Below are 14899 nucleotides of genomic sequence, written 5' to 3' on the forward strand. Positions count from 1 at the left end.
ATCTTACTACTGATATTCTTTTTGTATGACGTAGTTCACAGGATTGGCACACACGCGGCGCACCTGGGCGGCATGCATGAATTCACGCCGTGGGAATAACAAAGAGATGAACGGAAGCCGAAGATGAGTACGGACAGCCTTGATATACGGGATGAAATCTTTGTGGGCGGCGTGTGGACCCGAGGCAGCGGCGCGCTGATCGAATCGGTCAATCCCGCTAACTCAGAGGTATTCGCCACCCTCCATGGAGCAACGACGGCGGATGTGGACGCCGCTGTGGCTGCCGGCCTCAAAGCCGTGGAAGAGTCGGGATGGGCAAAGAAACTCCCTCACGAACGCGCTGCTGTGCTGCACCGCATCAGTTCGGCAATCGAGGCCAACGCTGACCGCATTGCCGAACTGCAGACGCTGGATACAGGTAAGACACTCGTTGAAACGAAGGCGCTCGCCATGAGCGCGGCAGCCACCTTCCGCTTCACCGCGTCCGCTCTGGAAACCATGGAGGACGCACTGACGTCCCCTCGCGGGAACTACCTCAGCATGTCCACCTATGAAGCGATCGGAGTCGTGGGTGCCATCACGCCTTGGAACTCGCCGATTGCCAGTGACGCACAAAAAGTTGCTCCGGCACTCGCGGCTGGAAACGCTGTTCTGGTGAAGCCGCCCGTCTGGGCTCCCTGGGTCTCGCTCCTGTTGGCACGGATTTGTGAGCAGGCGGGACTTCCGGCAGGTTTGCTTTCTGTCCTTCCGGGCCCCGGCCGCGTGGTCGGCGACGCAATTGCCCGGCACCCTGGCATTGGCAAGATTTCCTTCACCGGTGGCACGTCCACGGGACGCCAACTGGGCCATATTGCGGCGGAGAAAATCATGCCGATCACCTTGGAACTGGGCGGGAAATCGCCGACCATTATTTTTGCTGATGCGGACGTGGACCAAGCTGTGGCCGGTGTGCTTTACGGCATCTTCTCTTCGAGCGGTCAGAGCTGCATTGCCGGCTCGCGCGTCTTCATCCAGCGATCGGTCTATGACGCCGTCGTCGAAAGACTGGTCAAGGGTGCCGAAGCCCTGCGAATCGGACCGGGAACGGACGCAAGCACCCAGGTAGGGCCATTGGTTGCCCATGCCCACCGGGACGCCGTGGCCAGGATGGTTGAAGACGCGAGACTGGCTGGTGCGCAGATCCTTTGCGGTGGCGCCGTGCCCACGGAGCCCAGGCTTCAGGCCGGCGCGTTTTACGAGCCCACGATCATTGCCGGTGTGAGCAACTCTGACGTCATTTGCCAGGAGGAAATCTTCGGGCCAGTGGCCGTGATCCTGCCGTTTGAGGATGAAGCGGACCTCATCCTCCAAGCCAACGACAGTGTTTTTGGCTTGGCCTGCGGAATCTGGACCGCTGACTACCGCCTGGCCTGGCGCACAGCGAGGGCCGTTTCGGCCGGCACCGTCTGGGTCAACACCTACAAGCAATTCAGTATCTCCACCCCGTTCAGCGGGCTTAAAGAAAGCGGTCTGGGCACCGAAAAGGGCCGGGACGGCATCCGATCCTACATGCACCAGAAGAGCATCTACATCGACCTCTCCGGTGCCTCCATCCCATGGGCCGGCAACTAGCCGGACAGGCTGCCACCATCTTGCTTTCGAAAGGTACGTCAATGAATGCCCACCCCTACAGCCCCGCCTTTGTGGCCGGGGGATTCGGCTTTATCTCCGGCGCACTGTCGGTGGATGAACGCGGTATTGCCGTCCCCGGCCGCTCAGAAGCGCTGGTTGCCGCAGCCGCGAGGCTCTCCGAACGACTGGAAACCGTCGGCATGTCCTTGGCCGACGTTATCAAGACCACCTATTTCGTCACGGACGTGACACTGCGGGACGAAGCCAACAGCCACTATGAGCAGCTGTTCGAGGAGCCCCGTCCGGCACGTTCGTTTGTGGAGGTCGCCGCCTTGCCCTATGGAGCCACGGTGGAAATCGAAGCAATCGCGCACCGGAGGAAGTGAGGAACAAATGAGCGTGGAAATCCAGAACCGTGCGGCGGTGACCCCTGATGTCCCCGAATCGAAAATCCTGACTCTCAGGGTGCAGCAGAAAACCTGGGAAGCCGACGGCGTCATCCGGATTATGTTTGTTGATCCCACCGGGGCGGCGCTCCCGCAGTGGCTTCCCGGCGCCCACCTGAGCCTGCACCTGCCAAATGGGCTCACTCGCGAATACTCCTTGTGTTCGGACCCGGAAGACGCCACAAGCTGGACTGTGGCCGTGCTGCGAACCCCCGATTCCCGCGGTGGCAGCAGGCTGATCCATGATGAGCTCCCGGTAGGGACACTCATTAAGGTTGAGGGTCCGCGCAACAACTTCCAGCTTGATCATGCCGAGCGCTACGCACTGGTAGCTGGCGGCATTGGCATCACCCCGATTATTTCCATGGTGCGGAGGCTGGAATCAGTCGGAGCTGACTGGTCCCTCCTGTATACGGGCCGGTCTCGTTCAACCATGGCCTTCCTGTCGGAAGTTTCAGGCCTGCCCGGGCACCGGATAAGTATCCACGCTGCCGACGAAGCCGACGGCAAATTTGCGGATCTCTCCGAGGCAGTCGGCTCGCTTCCGCCTGAAGCACTGGTGTATGCCTGCGGCCCTGAATCTTTGATGCAAGCCGTAGCCGGCGCCATGGCAGACGAATCGCGATTGAGGATTGAGCGCTTCAAAGCACCGGACATCGTGCCTGGAGGGGAACTCGATCAGACAAGTTTCGACGTTATCTGCCACAGCACTGGCCAGCGGATCGCCGTCGGGCCCGATGTTTCGGTCCTGGAAGCCTTGAACGACGCCGGCATCAACGTTCCCAGCTCATGCGCAGAGGGAATCTGCGGAACCTGTGAAACCGGAGTGATCGACGGCGACGTTGATCACCGCGATTTCTTGCTTTCCCCAGCCGAGCGGGCAGAGAACAAGTCAATGTTTGTTTGCGTCTCGCGTTGCCGGTCCCGGGACCTGATTTTGGATCTCTAGTACGAACATCACTCGACTGAAGGTTGATTCCCATGAATTATTTCTCAGCAGAACCTGTCTGCAATCTGCGGTCCCTGCGCTCCGTGTCCCTGAAAGTGCCCGATACCCGGCCAGCCCGGGATTTCTACCATGAAGTCTGGGGCCTCTCCACCGTGGAGGAGGACACGGACAAGTTCTGGCTTCGCGGAACCGGTTCCGAGCACCACATCCTGAGGCTGGAAAAGGGCGAGCAGAATGCCTTGGGTGGGGTCTCTTTTGCCCTGGCCACGCCGCAGGACGTTGACCGTGCGGCCACCAAGCTCACCGCCCTTGGGATTCCGCTTTTCCGTGAACCCGGACCTTTGGATGATGCTGCCGGCGGCTACGGTCTGCAGCTGGTGGACCCCGAGGGCAGGCTGGTGGAACTTTCCGCCGACGTCCACGCGGTTGTCAGCCAGGAGCCCGCAGGTCGGCGGGCCCTTCCACGCAAGATCGCCCACGTGGTGCTCAATACCGTGGATATTGACCGCGCAACGGCCTTCTATACGCAAGTACTGGGGATGCGGATTTCAGATTGGTCCGAGCACCAGATGGCCTTTCTGCGGTGCAACAGCGAGCACCATGCCATCGCGTTCAACCAGGCTCCCTGGACCTCGGTCAATCATGTGGCTTATGAGATGCAGAGCATTGATCATTTCATGCGCGGCATCGGCAACCTGAAGCGGCACAACATCGCGCCTCAGTGGGGGCCGGGGCGGCACGGTCCGGGTGACAACACCTTTTCATATTTCACAGACCCCTCGGGACTGGTTTGCGAGTACACCTCCGAAGTAGCCCAGGTGGACGAGGACAGTTGGCTGTGCCGCACCTGGGAGCGCACGCCAGAACTGTCCGACCAGTGGGGAACGGCAGGTCCGCCCACCACCGCGGTCCGAAGCGCCATGGCCGGCGTTCCGGATAGCGGGTACAGGTCGCTGGTGGTCCCTGGACGCGAGGACTACTTCTCCATGGAAGCTCCTGCCGCTGAAAAAGCCCATGCGTAGCAACTCCTTGCCGCTGGCCACCGAAACCGCATCAACTGTTGCCGAACGCCGAAAAACTGTCCACGGCGTCTCCCTGGTTATCCGCGGAGAAGGGACACCTGTCTTCCTCATGCACGGCATCGGGGGCGCCGCGTCATCCTGTGGTGCCCTGGCTCAGTTGCTCAGCGCACATGGTTACCAGACCTTTTGCTGGGATGCACCCGGCTACGGCGAATCAGCGGCTCCACCGGAAGGCTTGGATCATCCAGGTTTAGTGTTGGACATCCTGGCCACCCTGAATGTTGGCCCTGCCCACCTGATCGGCACGTCATGGGGAGGAGTAATCGCCACCCGGATAGCCGCTCAGGCACCTGAGGCGGTGCGGTCCATTGTGCTGGCGGACAGCACCCGGGGTTCGGGAATTACCAGGACCACGGCGCAACGCATGCTGGCGCGCGTTCCGGAACTGGCCGCCGTCGGCCCCGAAATTCTGGCGGCGCGGCGAGCGGCACGATTGGTCTCTCCATCCGCTCCCGCGTGGGTGGCCGAAGCTGTCCGCGCGGACATGGCCGCCGTCCGGCTGTCCGGGTTCTCGTCGGCCGCCACCATGATGGCTCAGTGCGACACCACGGACCTGCTGCCTCGGCTCCGGACCCCGGCATTGGTCTTAGTAGGCCAGGACGATGTGATCACGGGCGTGGCGGAATCCAGGGTCCTTGCAGAGAACATTCCCGGTGCCACGCTGGGCATCATTCCCGGTGCAGGGCACGCCGCAGTGCAGGAAAAGCCGATGGAGATGTCCGCTGCCATCCTTGCTTTCTGGGAGGACCTTCGGTGACGCGCCTCGTGGTAGTTACCGGATCCGGGCGGGGACTTGGCTTCGACATCGCCGAACGCCTGGCAGCTGGCGGAGACCGAATAGTCATTGCCGAGAAGAACCCGGACCTCGCCGAGCAAGCTGCCGCAACACTCCGCGGACAGGGCTTCGACGCCACGGCCGTCATTACGGACATCGCCGACAAAGCCTCGGTGGCAGACCTGGCCACTGCAGTCCAGGTGCTGGGCGGCGCGGATGCACTGGTCAACAATGCGGCACTGGCCGACGGCGTAGGTGGTGACACCTTTTGGGAACTGGACGAGGAGTTCTTCCAGAGGGTGATGACCGTCAATGCCTACGGAACCTGGCTGGTCAGCAAACACCTCTACCCCCAGCTGGCACAAAGCCAGGCAGCGTCCATTGTCAACATTGCCTCAGACGCAGCGCTCTACGGCTCACCACGGCTGGTCCACTATGTCGGATCAAAAGGAGCGGTCCTGGCGATGACCCGCACAATGGCCCGCGACGCGGGACCAGCCGGAGTCCGCGTCAACGCGGTTGCCCCGGGCCTGACCCGGGTGGAAGCCACCGAGTCAGTGCCGGCCTCCCGCTACCGCCTCTACGAAGAGAACCGCGTGCTGCCAAGGGACCAACAGCCCAAGGACGTATCAGGCGCCGTCCAGTTCCTGTTGTCCGATGCTGCAGGCTTCATCACCGGCCAGACCATCGTGGTGGACGGCGGCTTCGTCATGAGTCATTGAGGTCACTGGCCACTGAAATCGCTGGCCTCTGAAGTCACTGTCCACTGAAATCGCTGGGCCGAACCGCCCTGAAGCGGAAAACACTAACAAGGAGTCCCACACATGGACCTGCAACTGAAGGACCGCACGGTGGTTGTCACCGGTGCGAGCTCCGGCGTCGGCCTTGCCACTGCCCGCTATTTGCTGGGCGAAGGTGCGCAGGTTGCTGCCTGTGCGCGCGACGTCGGCCGATTGTCCGCCGCGTTCGACGAGTTTTCCTGGGCGGACAAGGACTCGATTTACCTCGCTTCGTGCGACGTGACGGACCAAGATGCCACCAACAGATTTATCGCCGGCACCTTGGATCGGTTTGGCGCCGTTGATGGCATGGTCTGCAACGCCGGCCGTTCCTTGATGGCCACACTCCAGGACACCACGGACCAGCAGTTGCGTGATGAATTCAGCCTGAAGATCTTCGGCGTTTTGAACATGGTGCGTTCCGCCAGATCTGCCTTGAATGCATCACCATACGGCTCGGTGGTCAACGTCAACGCGATCCTCTCCCGGCAGCCGGAGTTACGTCTGGCGGCCACCTCAGCTGCCCGCGCCGCACTGCTGAACCTCACCCATTCCCTTGCCGAAGACCTGGCAACAGAGGGAACACGGGTGAATTCGGTCCTGCTTGGGCTGGTGGACACCGGCCAGTGGCGGCGGCGCTTCGAGGAAGCCGGCTTGGAACTCGACTACGAGGCGTGGAGCGCAGAAATCGCCGCCAACCGCGGCATCAAACTCGGCCGTTTCGGCACTGCCGAGGAGGTGGCCTTCCATATTGTCTCGCTGCTCTCGCCCCTCAGCGGATACACCACAGGAGCAACCATCGACGTCGGCGGTGGCGTTGGGCGCTATGTCTAGCCAGCGGAACTTCATCACGAAAGAGATCCAGATATGTCAGTGACACAAGCAGCAACGGTCCCTAGAGGGCCGACAGGCGGTGACGTCCTGGTCCGTGTAATGCGCAGGCACGGCATCGATACGGCCTTCGGGGTCATCAGCATCCACAATCTTCCCTTGGTGGAGGCAGTGGACAGGGAGCTGAACTTTGTGGCCGTCCGCCACGAGGCAGCCGCAGTCAACGCGGCTGACGCCTATGCCCGGGCCTCCGGCAAAATCGGAATTGCCCTGACCAGTACCGGCACGGGAGCCGGCAACGCCGCCGGTTCCATGGTGGAGGCGCTCACCGCGGGAAGCCGGGTGCTGCACATTACCGGCCAGATCGACAGCGAATTCATGGGCAGCAACCGTGGAGTGATTCATGAGGTCCCACGCCAGTTGCAGATGCTCCACGCGATCTCCGGCTATGCCCGCACCATTTTCAATGGCAAGGATGCGGAGGCGGACCTGGAGGAGGCTATCGCACACCTGCTCTCCTCGCCTCACACACCTGCCAGCATCGAATGGCCTACAGATTTGCAGTACCTGGCCCACCCGGACGATCAGCGCCCCATCGACGCGCAGGTGAAGCCTTTACCCGATTACGACGCCGACGCCGTCGCCGAAGCAGTCCGGCTCCTGACAGGTGCCAAGCGACCGCTCATCTGGGCCGGCGGAGGAGCGGCCGGCGCTGAAAAGGAACTTGCGGCTCTGCTGCACGGTCTCGGGGCGGGTCTGCTGACCAGCAACTCAGGCAGGGGCGTGGTTCCGGAGGATGACCATCTTGTCATCGGGAACTTTGCTACCACTCCCGCCGCCGCCCGGCTGATCGAAGAGTCTGACGTGTTGTTGAGTGTTGGAACGCACTTCCGTTCCAACGAGACGCAGCACTATTCGCTCAAACTACCCGCCACTCACATCCAGCTGGATCTAAATCCTGAAGCCGTGGGCCGCGTCTATCCGGCCACTGTGGGCTTGGTGGGTGACTCCCGGGCAATTCTGGCGGCGATCGCAAGCCAGTTGGGTAGCCATTCCGTGGACGCAGCGTGGGCGCAGCAGGTGCACGATGTACGCCTCGAGGTACGGGCCACGCTGACTGAGTACATCGGAGGCTATGCGGAAATCTGCCATAGCATCAGGGACCGCTTGGATCGGGAATCCGTTGTTGCACGTGATGTGACCATCCCCTCCAGCCAGTGGGGTAACCGCCTGCTTGAGATGTACTCCCGCGAAACAAACATCTTTCCGCTGGGAGGTGGCATCGGCCAAGGTTTGGCCATGGGCATTGGGGCGGCCTGCGCCCGCCCGGATGTTCCCACGGTAGTTATTGCCGGCGACGGCGGCCTGGCCGTTCATCTTGGTGAACTCGCCTCCCTTGCCGGCTCAGGGGTCTGGTGCGTGGTGCTCGTGTTCAATGACGGCGGCTACGGGGTCCTGCGCAACATGCAGAAGGCCAACGGCTTCGCGGAGGCAGGAGTCAACCTCCATACACCGGACTTTGCCTTGCTGGCCCAGTCGCTGAAGTTGCCATTCTGGCGGGTGCGCGGCCCCGGCTCCTTTGATGGGGCCTTGGTGGAAGCGCTCGCGGTCCGAGGGCCCACGGTGATCGAGATCGACGTCACCGCTTTGGATCCCGTACCGGGTGCTTTTGTTCCGCCGGTGCATATTCCAACCCCACATCAGTAGAGGAGCAGGAGAGCACATGAAATCAAGTACGGAAGTAGATCCGCGCCCCGGCCATGCGCCCGGCGATGTGGTGCCACTCCACGATGTGGTGCCACAGTATGACGTCGTGTGCTTGCACAGCGGCGGGGGAGCAGCCGAATGGTTTGCCCAACAGCTTGACGCTTTGGGGGCCCGTGCCTGGGAACCTCGAATCGGCGTTAACTTCGACGTCGCCGGCCCGCCTGGCCACATGGATGATTGGGTCGAAGCGGCCTCGTCCGCCCTCTACGAGTCGACCACCGGTCCTGCGCATATCCTGGCCAGCGGAACAGCCGCGTACGGGGCCATCATGCTCGCTGCACAACATCCGGAGCAGATCAAGAGTGTCATCCTGGGCGACCCACTGGTGGACACGTCGGTGGAGGGATTCGTGGCGACGCTCCGGCGGGTCCGGGCGCCGTCGTTGGTCATTGCCGCCGCCCCTGACCTGGACACCGATATCTCCATACCGCAAAGCATTGCCGGGGGAATCACGAACGGGGTCTTTGTCATCATCGACAACACCGCCGTTCCAGCACACCAGAGCCGATCTCACTCATTCAACGAGTGGAGCAGATCATTCATGAACATCGCTGAAGGTCTGCACACTGTCACCGAAACACAGGAGGAACACAGTGCCTGAGCAATATCTTGAAGCCAACCAGTCCCGTGTGGGGCCGGCTAATCCTTACGAGCTGAAGCTCGCCGGAGCCCTTTCCGAGATTTTCGCCAGTGGTAGCCACGAGCTGCCCGCCATCATCTCGGGGTTGAACAATTTGGGCCTGAACGCCCCGGACGGACACCCCTGGGATGAAACCCGATTCCGTTCCGAAATGCGACGACTGGGAGATTAGGACATGACAACTGCAACTGCAAGCGCTGCCACCGGAGCCAGGGCCGGCAGGGCCAAGATCAAATCTGTCGTCGGCACCCGGCGCCAACTCGATGCCACAGAACTGGCCGCGACGGGACTGAGGGATCGCTGGTATCCCATCTACCCGTCGCGATTCGTAGGTCCCGGCGACATGGTTAAGGTCCGGCGACTAGGTGTGGATTGGCTCCTGTTCCGCGATGCCAGGGGGCAAATCCGAATGTTGGAGGATCGCTGTCCCCACCGCAGTGCCCCCTTGTCCGTGGGCCAACACCTGGGGGACCGGGTGGCGTGCAAGTACCACGGCGTTCAGGTGGACGGCCGCGGCACGGTGGTTTCGGTTCCGGGCATGCCGGGTTGCGCGCTTGAGGGTAAGACAGTCACAGCATCGCTGGCTGTGGAGGAAGGCGCTGACATGATCTTTGCCTTTATGCCACTGACCGAGGACTCCGAGGCAACTCCGTTCAAGCTGCCCGATCGCCTGGATAACCCCGAGGTTTCCTGGTTCTCCAACTACGCTGAATGGAATAGTCCGTGGCGTTTCTACATGGATAACGTCCTGGACCCGATGCACGGTGCGTTTCTCCACCGTGACTCGCATTCGATGTTTGGCGGTGACACCAGTGCCCGCTTCCGCATCCGCGAGACCGATCGTGGTTTCTTCTTCGAGAAAACGGACCAGCGCGGGAAGAACTTCGACTGGGTGGAGTACTGCCGCGAAGCCATGGACTACGTGGATCTGGAGATCCCGTATGCCGATTCGGCAGGCCCCGGGGGGTCGTTCGGAATCGTAGGAATGTCCACTCCCATCGATGCCCATACCTCCGCTGTTTTCCATTGGCGTACCCGGACCGTTTCGGACTGGGAACGGGACGTTTGGCGATTCATGTACAAGACAACCCTTGAAGAAAAGCACTGGGTGGTGTTGGAACAGGACCGGGAATTGTTGGAAGCGCTGGCTGCAGATGCGGATAAGGACGAGCATTTGTATCAGCACGATCTTGGAGTAGCCAGGATCCGTCGGGTCCATGATGCCGATGCCCAGAAACAGGCCGCTATTCTCTCAGAGGGACTCGCTTAGCCCAAAGGGCCTGCAGTTCGAAACTCTTCGAACTGCAGGCTCTTTTTGTCGTGTGCCCCAAACAACTCAGCACAACAAAAACCCGGGTACCAGCCTCATAGGCCGGTACCCGGGTTCTTGGAGATTTAGCGGGTCACGCCATACATCTCCGAGGTGGGCGGGTAGAACGGGATCTCCGGCTTCTTGGCACCGATGATCACGCAAATGATTGCGTCGACGTCGCTGACCGTTCGCAAACTCCGGGGAACACCGGCCGGGACGCGGATCAGATCGCGGTAGCCCAGCACGCGGCTTGCTTTCTTGTTGCCGTCTTCCACGTCGTGCACGCTGAACTCCACCTCTCCTTCGAGGACAAAGAACACCTCTTCGACGTCCGGGTGCGTGTGCTCAGGACCGACGCATCCGGCGGGCAACACCATGTTGGAAAAGGTGAAGTGCTCCGCCTGGAGGATGTTGTTGTCGTCCGAGTGGTCTCCGGTAGCTCCGGAACCGATGTAGCGGACTTGTCCCCGCCGGAATTTTTCACCCATCTTTGTCTGGAATTTCAGGGTATTGAAGTCAACAACCCGGCTCTCACGGGAGGCGATGGCCGAATCAATCAGCTCCTCAAGTTCCGGTAACTTGCTTTCGATAACGTCGCTCATGATGGACCTCTCTCGGATTGGTTATTTGCTTGAGTTCGCAAAAGCCGAGATGGTTCCAATCTCTCTCGACTCTAACTATCTCAAGACTAAGATATAGTAGGACGCGCTGCAAGGCCCCGGTGGGAAGTGCTCATAATTGCTGCCTTCGTTGGGAAGCTCAGTGTTAAGATGCTTAGACCGAATGAAGGAGAGAGTGCGCATGACCACCGAATCGCGGAACACAGACATGGACGCCGTGGACGCCATCATTGAGGACTGGCACCGCGAACGCCCGGACCTTGATCCCAGGACCATCGGCGTCTTTGGCCGCTTGCAGAGCCTGGTGGCACGGCAGCGAGCCGTGCAGGATGTGAACTATGAGGAGTACGGGCTCACGTTGGCATCCTTCGATGTTTTGGCGAACTTGCGTCGATCCGGCCCTCCCCACCGGAAGACTGCTGGTGAACTGGCCAGTTCGTCCATGCTGACCACTGGCGGCATCACCTTCCGGTTGGACCGCATGGAGGAACAAAACCTCATTGAGCGGGTTCGGTCGAAAGAGGATCGCCGTGTTGTGTACGCCCAGATGACGGACCATGGCAAGCAGCTCATTGACGAGGTCATTTCAAAGCATCTGGAAACGCAGCGCAACATGCTCGCCGGCCTGACCTCCAAGGAGATCGATCAACTGGCGCTGCTACTGAAAAAAACTGAAGCCTCCATCGTCGCCTATGACCCGAAGGCTTCCTCCGCGGACGAACTTACCCTGAACGTCTAGGCGATCACGGCGCGGGTTTCGTCCATCCACTCCATCAAGCAAGGAATCGAATGAAGCCAGGAGCCCGCAGGATCGGAATCATCGGACATGGAGCCATTGGGGCTCGTGTTGCTGCTGACATTGCCGCTGGAAAAGTCGAGGGGGCCACCCTTGAGGGAATCATTTGCCGCAGCGCCATAGACAATGCGCCGGCGCCCCGGCTTGAGATGGACCAAGCGTTGGAACGCTGTGACCTCCTGGTTGAATGTGCTGGGCAGGAGGTCTTGGTCGAGCATGGTGAGGCTGTGCTTTCTGCGGGCGTAGACCTGCTCGCTACATCACTCGGGGCGCTTGCGGACCCACACCTCTCAGAGCGATTGTTGGCCGCAGGTCCTGGCAGGCTTTTCTTGACCCCGGGCTCCATTGGTGGCTTGGACCTGTTGGCTTCGGGCGCCCGCGCAACAGGCTACGACGCCGTCAGGATAACCACAACCAAGCTGCCGGGTTCCCTGATTCAGCCGTGGATGGATGAGGTTGAGGCCGATCGCATTCGGAATACGGCCGGCCCCATCGAGATCTTTGCCGGGTCCGCCGCCCGAGCCACACAACTGTTTCCCAAGTCGCTCAATGTGGCGGCCGCCGTCGCCCTCGCGGTAGACGACTGGGACGCTGTGGCGGTCTCTGTAAGAGCCGACCCGGCGGCCGAGCTAACGACGCACTTGATCGAGGCTTCCGGAAACAGTGGGAATTACCGCTTTGAAATCTGCAATAAAGTATCGCCACAAAACCCGCGCACCAGCGGCGTTGTACCGTTCGCTGTGCTCCGGTCCTTGGAACTGATCATCGGCGCGCGCGGCGGAATGATCTAAGCACGACCCGCGCCAATCACTTCTCCGAAGACTTCGTCGGGGTCGAGCCGTCGGAGTTCTTCTGCGAGGCAGTCTTTGAGGCTTCTGCGGGGGAGGGTGATGCGTTGTGCGGGCTGTCCCGGCTGGGTCAGAATTACCCCTGAGTGACCTGGCCGGGACAGCTGGACATCCCCGTTATCGCGGCGGAGCCTGATCCTCTGGATGCCCAGACCTGGCTCTCCTTCCACAATGGTGGTGGGAGCGTTAAGGGAGTTCTTGAGCCACGCTGCCAGGAGGTGGGTGCTGGCGGAGTCCGAGGCGCCTTGGACCTCGACGGCGGTCACGGACTGGGCGTCGACGTGGTCGAAGACGGCGGCGAGTTGCATGCGCCAGTTGGTCAGGCGGGTCCAGGCGAGGTCGGTGTCGCCGGCTTTGTAGGTGGCCCGGATGTTCTCCAACGCCAGGCGGGGGTCGGGTTCGTTGGCTGAGTCGGTGATGCGCCGGTGCGCGATGCGGCCGATGGAGGTCTCGCACGCGCTTTCCGGGGCGCCGTGCGACCACCAGGCCACGATCGGGGCGTCCGGCAGGAGCAGCGCCGCGACGAGGGACTCGCTTTCGTGCGCCATGTGCCCGTGCCCGCGCAGCACGATCACCTCGGACGCGCCGGCGTCGCCGCCGACACGGATTTGCGCGTCGAGCCGGTCCGGTCCTTCCACGCCGGCGTCGGCCAGCACGATGATCCGGCAGGGGTGTTCCCGGCTGGCTTCGTTGGCTGCCTCGATGGCTTCTTCTTCCTGCCCGGACTTCGTCACCACCACCAGGGTCAGCACACGACCCAACGCGATCACGCCGCCTTGTTCGCGCAGGGCCATGATCTTCTTGGAGATCTTGGAGGTGGTGGTATCGGGAAGATCTACGATCATGGCCTTCTCCAGGTTCGTCCGTCACGGGCCAGCAGGGCATCGGCCGAGGCCGGCCCCCAACTGCCCGGTGCGTAGGGTTGGGGTTGTTCATCGAGCCCGGCCCAGTATTCCTCGAACGGGTCAAGGATCTTCCAGGACAGCTCCACTTCCTGGTGCCGCGGGAACAAAGGGGGCTCGCCCAACAACACGTCCAGGATCAGCCGCTCATACGCTTCGGGGCTGGACTCGGTAAAGGAATGCCCGTAGCCGAAGTCCATGGTCACATCACGGACTTCCATCTGCGTGCCCGGAACCTTCGACCCGAACCGGATCGTGGCACCTTCATCGGGCTGGACCCGGATCACCACGGCGTTCTGACCGAAGTCATCATCGTTGTGGTCACGGAACAACAGGTTCGGTGCCCGCTTGAACACCACCGCGATCTCCGTGACACGACGACCCAGGCGCTTACCCGCGCGCAGGTAGAACGGCACCCCGTTCCAACGCCGGGTATTGATATCCACCCGGATCGCAGCGTAGGTCTCGGTCTTCGAATCAGCAGGGATACCATCCTCATCCAAGTACCCGAGGACTTCCTCCCCACCCTGCCAGCCACCGGTGAACTGACCACGCGCCGAATGCGTCGACAAATCCTCCGGCAACTTCACCGCGGCGAGAACCTTTTCCTTCTCCGCCCGCAAATCATCGGCATTAAACGAGATCGGCTCTTCCATCGCGGTCAACGCCAACAGCTGCAGCAAATGGTTCTGGATCACATCCCGGGCAGCACCCACACCGTCGTAATACCCGGCCCGGCCACCGGTGCCGATGTCCTCGGCCATGGTGATCTGGACATGATCCAAATAATTGGCGTTCCAGAGCGGTTCGAACAACTGGTTCGCGAAACGCAACGCCAGGATGTTCTGCACCGTCTCCTTCCCCAAATAATGGTCAATCCGGAACACCGCATCAGCCGGGAACACCGACTCCACAATGTCGTTCAACTGCCGTGCCGAGTCAAGGTCATGCCCGAACGGTTTCTCAATCACCACACGACGCCACTGACCCGGCTTGGCCTGCGCCAGGCCGTGCTTGGACAGCTGCCGGCACACCTGCTCAAACGCCTTGGGCGGGATCGACAAATAAAAGCCATGATTCCCCCGGGTGCCCCGGGTCTCATCCAACTCATCAAGGACATCGCCCAGACGCTCGAAAGCGTCATCGTCGTCGAACTCGCCCCGAACAAAACGGATACCGGAAGCCAACTGCTCCCACACCGCTTCATCGAACTTCGTCCGCGCATGGGCCTTCACGTTTTCCTTGACCTCAGCAGCGAAATCCGCGTTATCCCACTCCCTACGGCCAAAACCCACCAACGCGAAGCTGGGCGGCAGAAGACCACGGTTGGCGAGGTCATACACCGCGGGCATGAGCTTCTTACGGGCAAGATCACCGGTGACTCCGAAGAACACCAACGACGACGGACCGGCAATACGATTCAGGCGCCGATCCCGCGGATCCCGCAAAGGATTCCGCCAGGAGTCTGATCCAAGCTCAAGGGGAGGCATGCATCCAGCATGCCGCCCTGAACGGACAGCTGGAACGCCATCAACGGACGG

Annotated in this window: 16 protein-coding genes; 13 read left to right on the forward strand and 3 right to left on the reverse strand. The window is 61.3% G+C overall.

What is annotated here, in order from left to right; all coding sequences use genetic code 11:
* The first annotated feature begins 123 nt into the window (after window positions 1-123).
* The 11 genes from M1D89_RS06945 (at window position 124) to M1D89_RS06995 (ending at window position 10150) form a co-directional block, all read left to right on the forward strand.
* Window positions 124-1611: an aldehyde dehydrogenase gene (locus M1D89_RS06945; protein ID WP_498649249.1), complete on the forward strand. Its 1488-nt coding sequence runs from the start codon at window positions 124-126 to the stop codon at window positions 1609-1611.
* A 41-nt stretch (window positions 1612-1652) separates the two neighbouring features.
* Complete coding sequence (locus M1D89_RS06950) at window positions 1653-1997, forward strand: RidA family protein (RefSeq protein ID WP_498649251.1); 345 nt, start codon at window positions 1653-1655, stop codon at window positions 1995-1997.
* Window positions 1998-2004: 7 nt separating this feature from the next.
* Window positions 2005-3006, forward strand: coding sequence for a PDR/VanB family oxidoreductase (locus tag M1D89_RS06955; protein WP_498649253.1), 1002 nt, complete (start codon window positions 2005-2007; stop codon window positions 3004-3006).
* A 32-nt stretch (window positions 3007-3038) separates the two neighbouring features.
* Window positions 3039-4028 carry a VOC family protein gene (locus M1D89_RS06960; protein WP_498649254.1) on the forward strand — a complete coding sequence of 330 codons (990 nt, stop codon included), beginning with the start codon at window positions 3039-3041 and terminating at the stop codon, window positions 4026-4028.
* On the forward strand, window positions 4021-4845 hold the full coding sequence (locus tag M1D89_RS06965) for an alpha/beta fold hydrolase (RefSeq protein WP_498649256.1): 825 nt from the start codon (window positions 4021-4023) through the stop codon (window positions 4843-4845). Before M1D89_RS06960 ends, M1D89_RS06965 begins: the two co-directional genes overlap by 8 nt.
* Window positions 4842-5585 (forward strand): 3-oxoacyl-ACP reductase family protein, encoded by a 744-nt coding sequence (locus M1D89_RS06970; protein WP_498649257.1) that lies wholly within the window; start codon window positions 4842-4844, stop codon window positions 5583-5585. Before M1D89_RS06965 ends, M1D89_RS06970 begins: the two co-directional genes overlap by 4 nt.
* Before the next feature lie 102 nt (window positions 5586-5687).
* Window positions 5688-6476, forward strand: coding sequence for an SDR family oxidoreductase (locus M1D89_RS06975; RefSeq protein ID WP_498649259.1), 789 nt, complete (start codon window positions 5688-5690; stop codon window positions 6474-6476).
* 33 nt (window positions 6477-6509) lie between these two features.
* Window positions 6510-8180 carry a thiamine pyrophosphate-binding protein gene (locus tag M1D89_RS06980; protein WP_498649261.1) on the forward strand — a complete coding sequence of 557 codons (1671 nt, stop codon included), beginning with the start codon at window positions 6510-6512 and terminating at the stop codon, window positions 8178-8180.
* A 16-nt stretch (window positions 8181-8196) separates the two neighbouring features.
* Window positions 8197-8841 (forward strand): alpha/beta fold hydrolase, encoded by a 645-nt coding sequence (locus M1D89_RS06985; protein WP_498649263.1) that lies wholly within the window; start codon window positions 8197-8199, stop codon window positions 8839-8841.
* Window positions 8834-9052, forward strand: coding sequence for a recombinase-like helix-turn-helix domain-containing protein (locus tag M1D89_RS06990; protein WP_498649265.1), 219 nt, complete (start codon window positions 8834-8836; stop codon window positions 9050-9052). The genes M1D89_RS06985 and M1D89_RS06990 overlap by 8 nt, the downstream gene beginning before the upstream one ends.
* Before the next feature lie 3 nt (window positions 9053-9055).
* Window positions 9056-10150 (forward strand): Rieske 2Fe-2S domain-containing protein, encoded by a 1095-nt coding sequence (locus M1D89_RS06995; protein ID WP_498649267.1) that lies wholly within the window; start codon window positions 9056-9058, stop codon window positions 10148-10150.
* A 125-nt stretch (window positions 10151-10275) separates the two neighbouring features.
* Here the strand turns inward: M1D89_RS06995 and M1D89_RS07000 are convergent, their stop codons facing one another.
* Window positions 10276-10794, reverse strand: a complete 519-nt coding sequence (locus M1D89_RS07000) for a cupin domain-containing protein (protein ID WP_011774625.1) — start codon at window positions 10792-10794, stop codon at window positions 10276-10278.
* Window positions 10795-10993: 199 nt separating this feature from the next.
* On the opposite strand from M1D89_RS07000, the gene M1D89_RS07005 reads away from it, so the two are divergent.
* Window positions 10994-11551, forward strand: coding sequence for a MarR family winged helix-turn-helix transcriptional regulator (locus tag M1D89_RS07005; RefSeq protein WP_498649270.1), 558 nt, complete (start codon window positions 10994-10996; stop codon window positions 11549-11551).
* A gap of 50 nt (window positions 11552-11601) precedes the next feature.
* The gene (locus M1D89_RS07010; protein ID WP_498649272.1) at window positions 11602-12399 is read left to right on the forward strand and encodes an aspartate dehydrogenase domain-containing protein; all 798 of its coding nucleotides are present in this window, start codon (window positions 11602-11604) and stop codon (window positions 12397-12399) included.
* Here the strand turns inward: M1D89_RS07010 and M1D89_RS07015 are convergent.
* Window positions 12396-13301: a glucose-6-phosphate dehydrogenase assembly protein OpcA gene (locus M1D89_RS07015; RefSeq protein ID WP_498649274.1), complete on the reverse strand. Its 906-nt coding sequence runs from the start codon at window positions 13299-13301 to the stop codon at window positions 12396-12398. The genes M1D89_RS07010 and M1D89_RS07015 overlap by 4 nt on opposite strands.
* A complete protein-coding gene (gene zwf, locus M1D89_RS07020) occupies window positions 13298-14848 on the reverse strand; it encodes a glucose-6-phosphate dehydrogenase (protein ID WP_498649276.1) in 1551 nt (516 codons plus the stop codon). The genes M1D89_RS07015 and zwf overlap by 4 nt, the downstream gene beginning before the upstream one ends.
* Window positions 14849-14899: the final 51 nt, after the last annotated feature.

The sequence above is a fragment of the Arthrobacter sp. D3-18 genome (assembly GCF_054408525.1).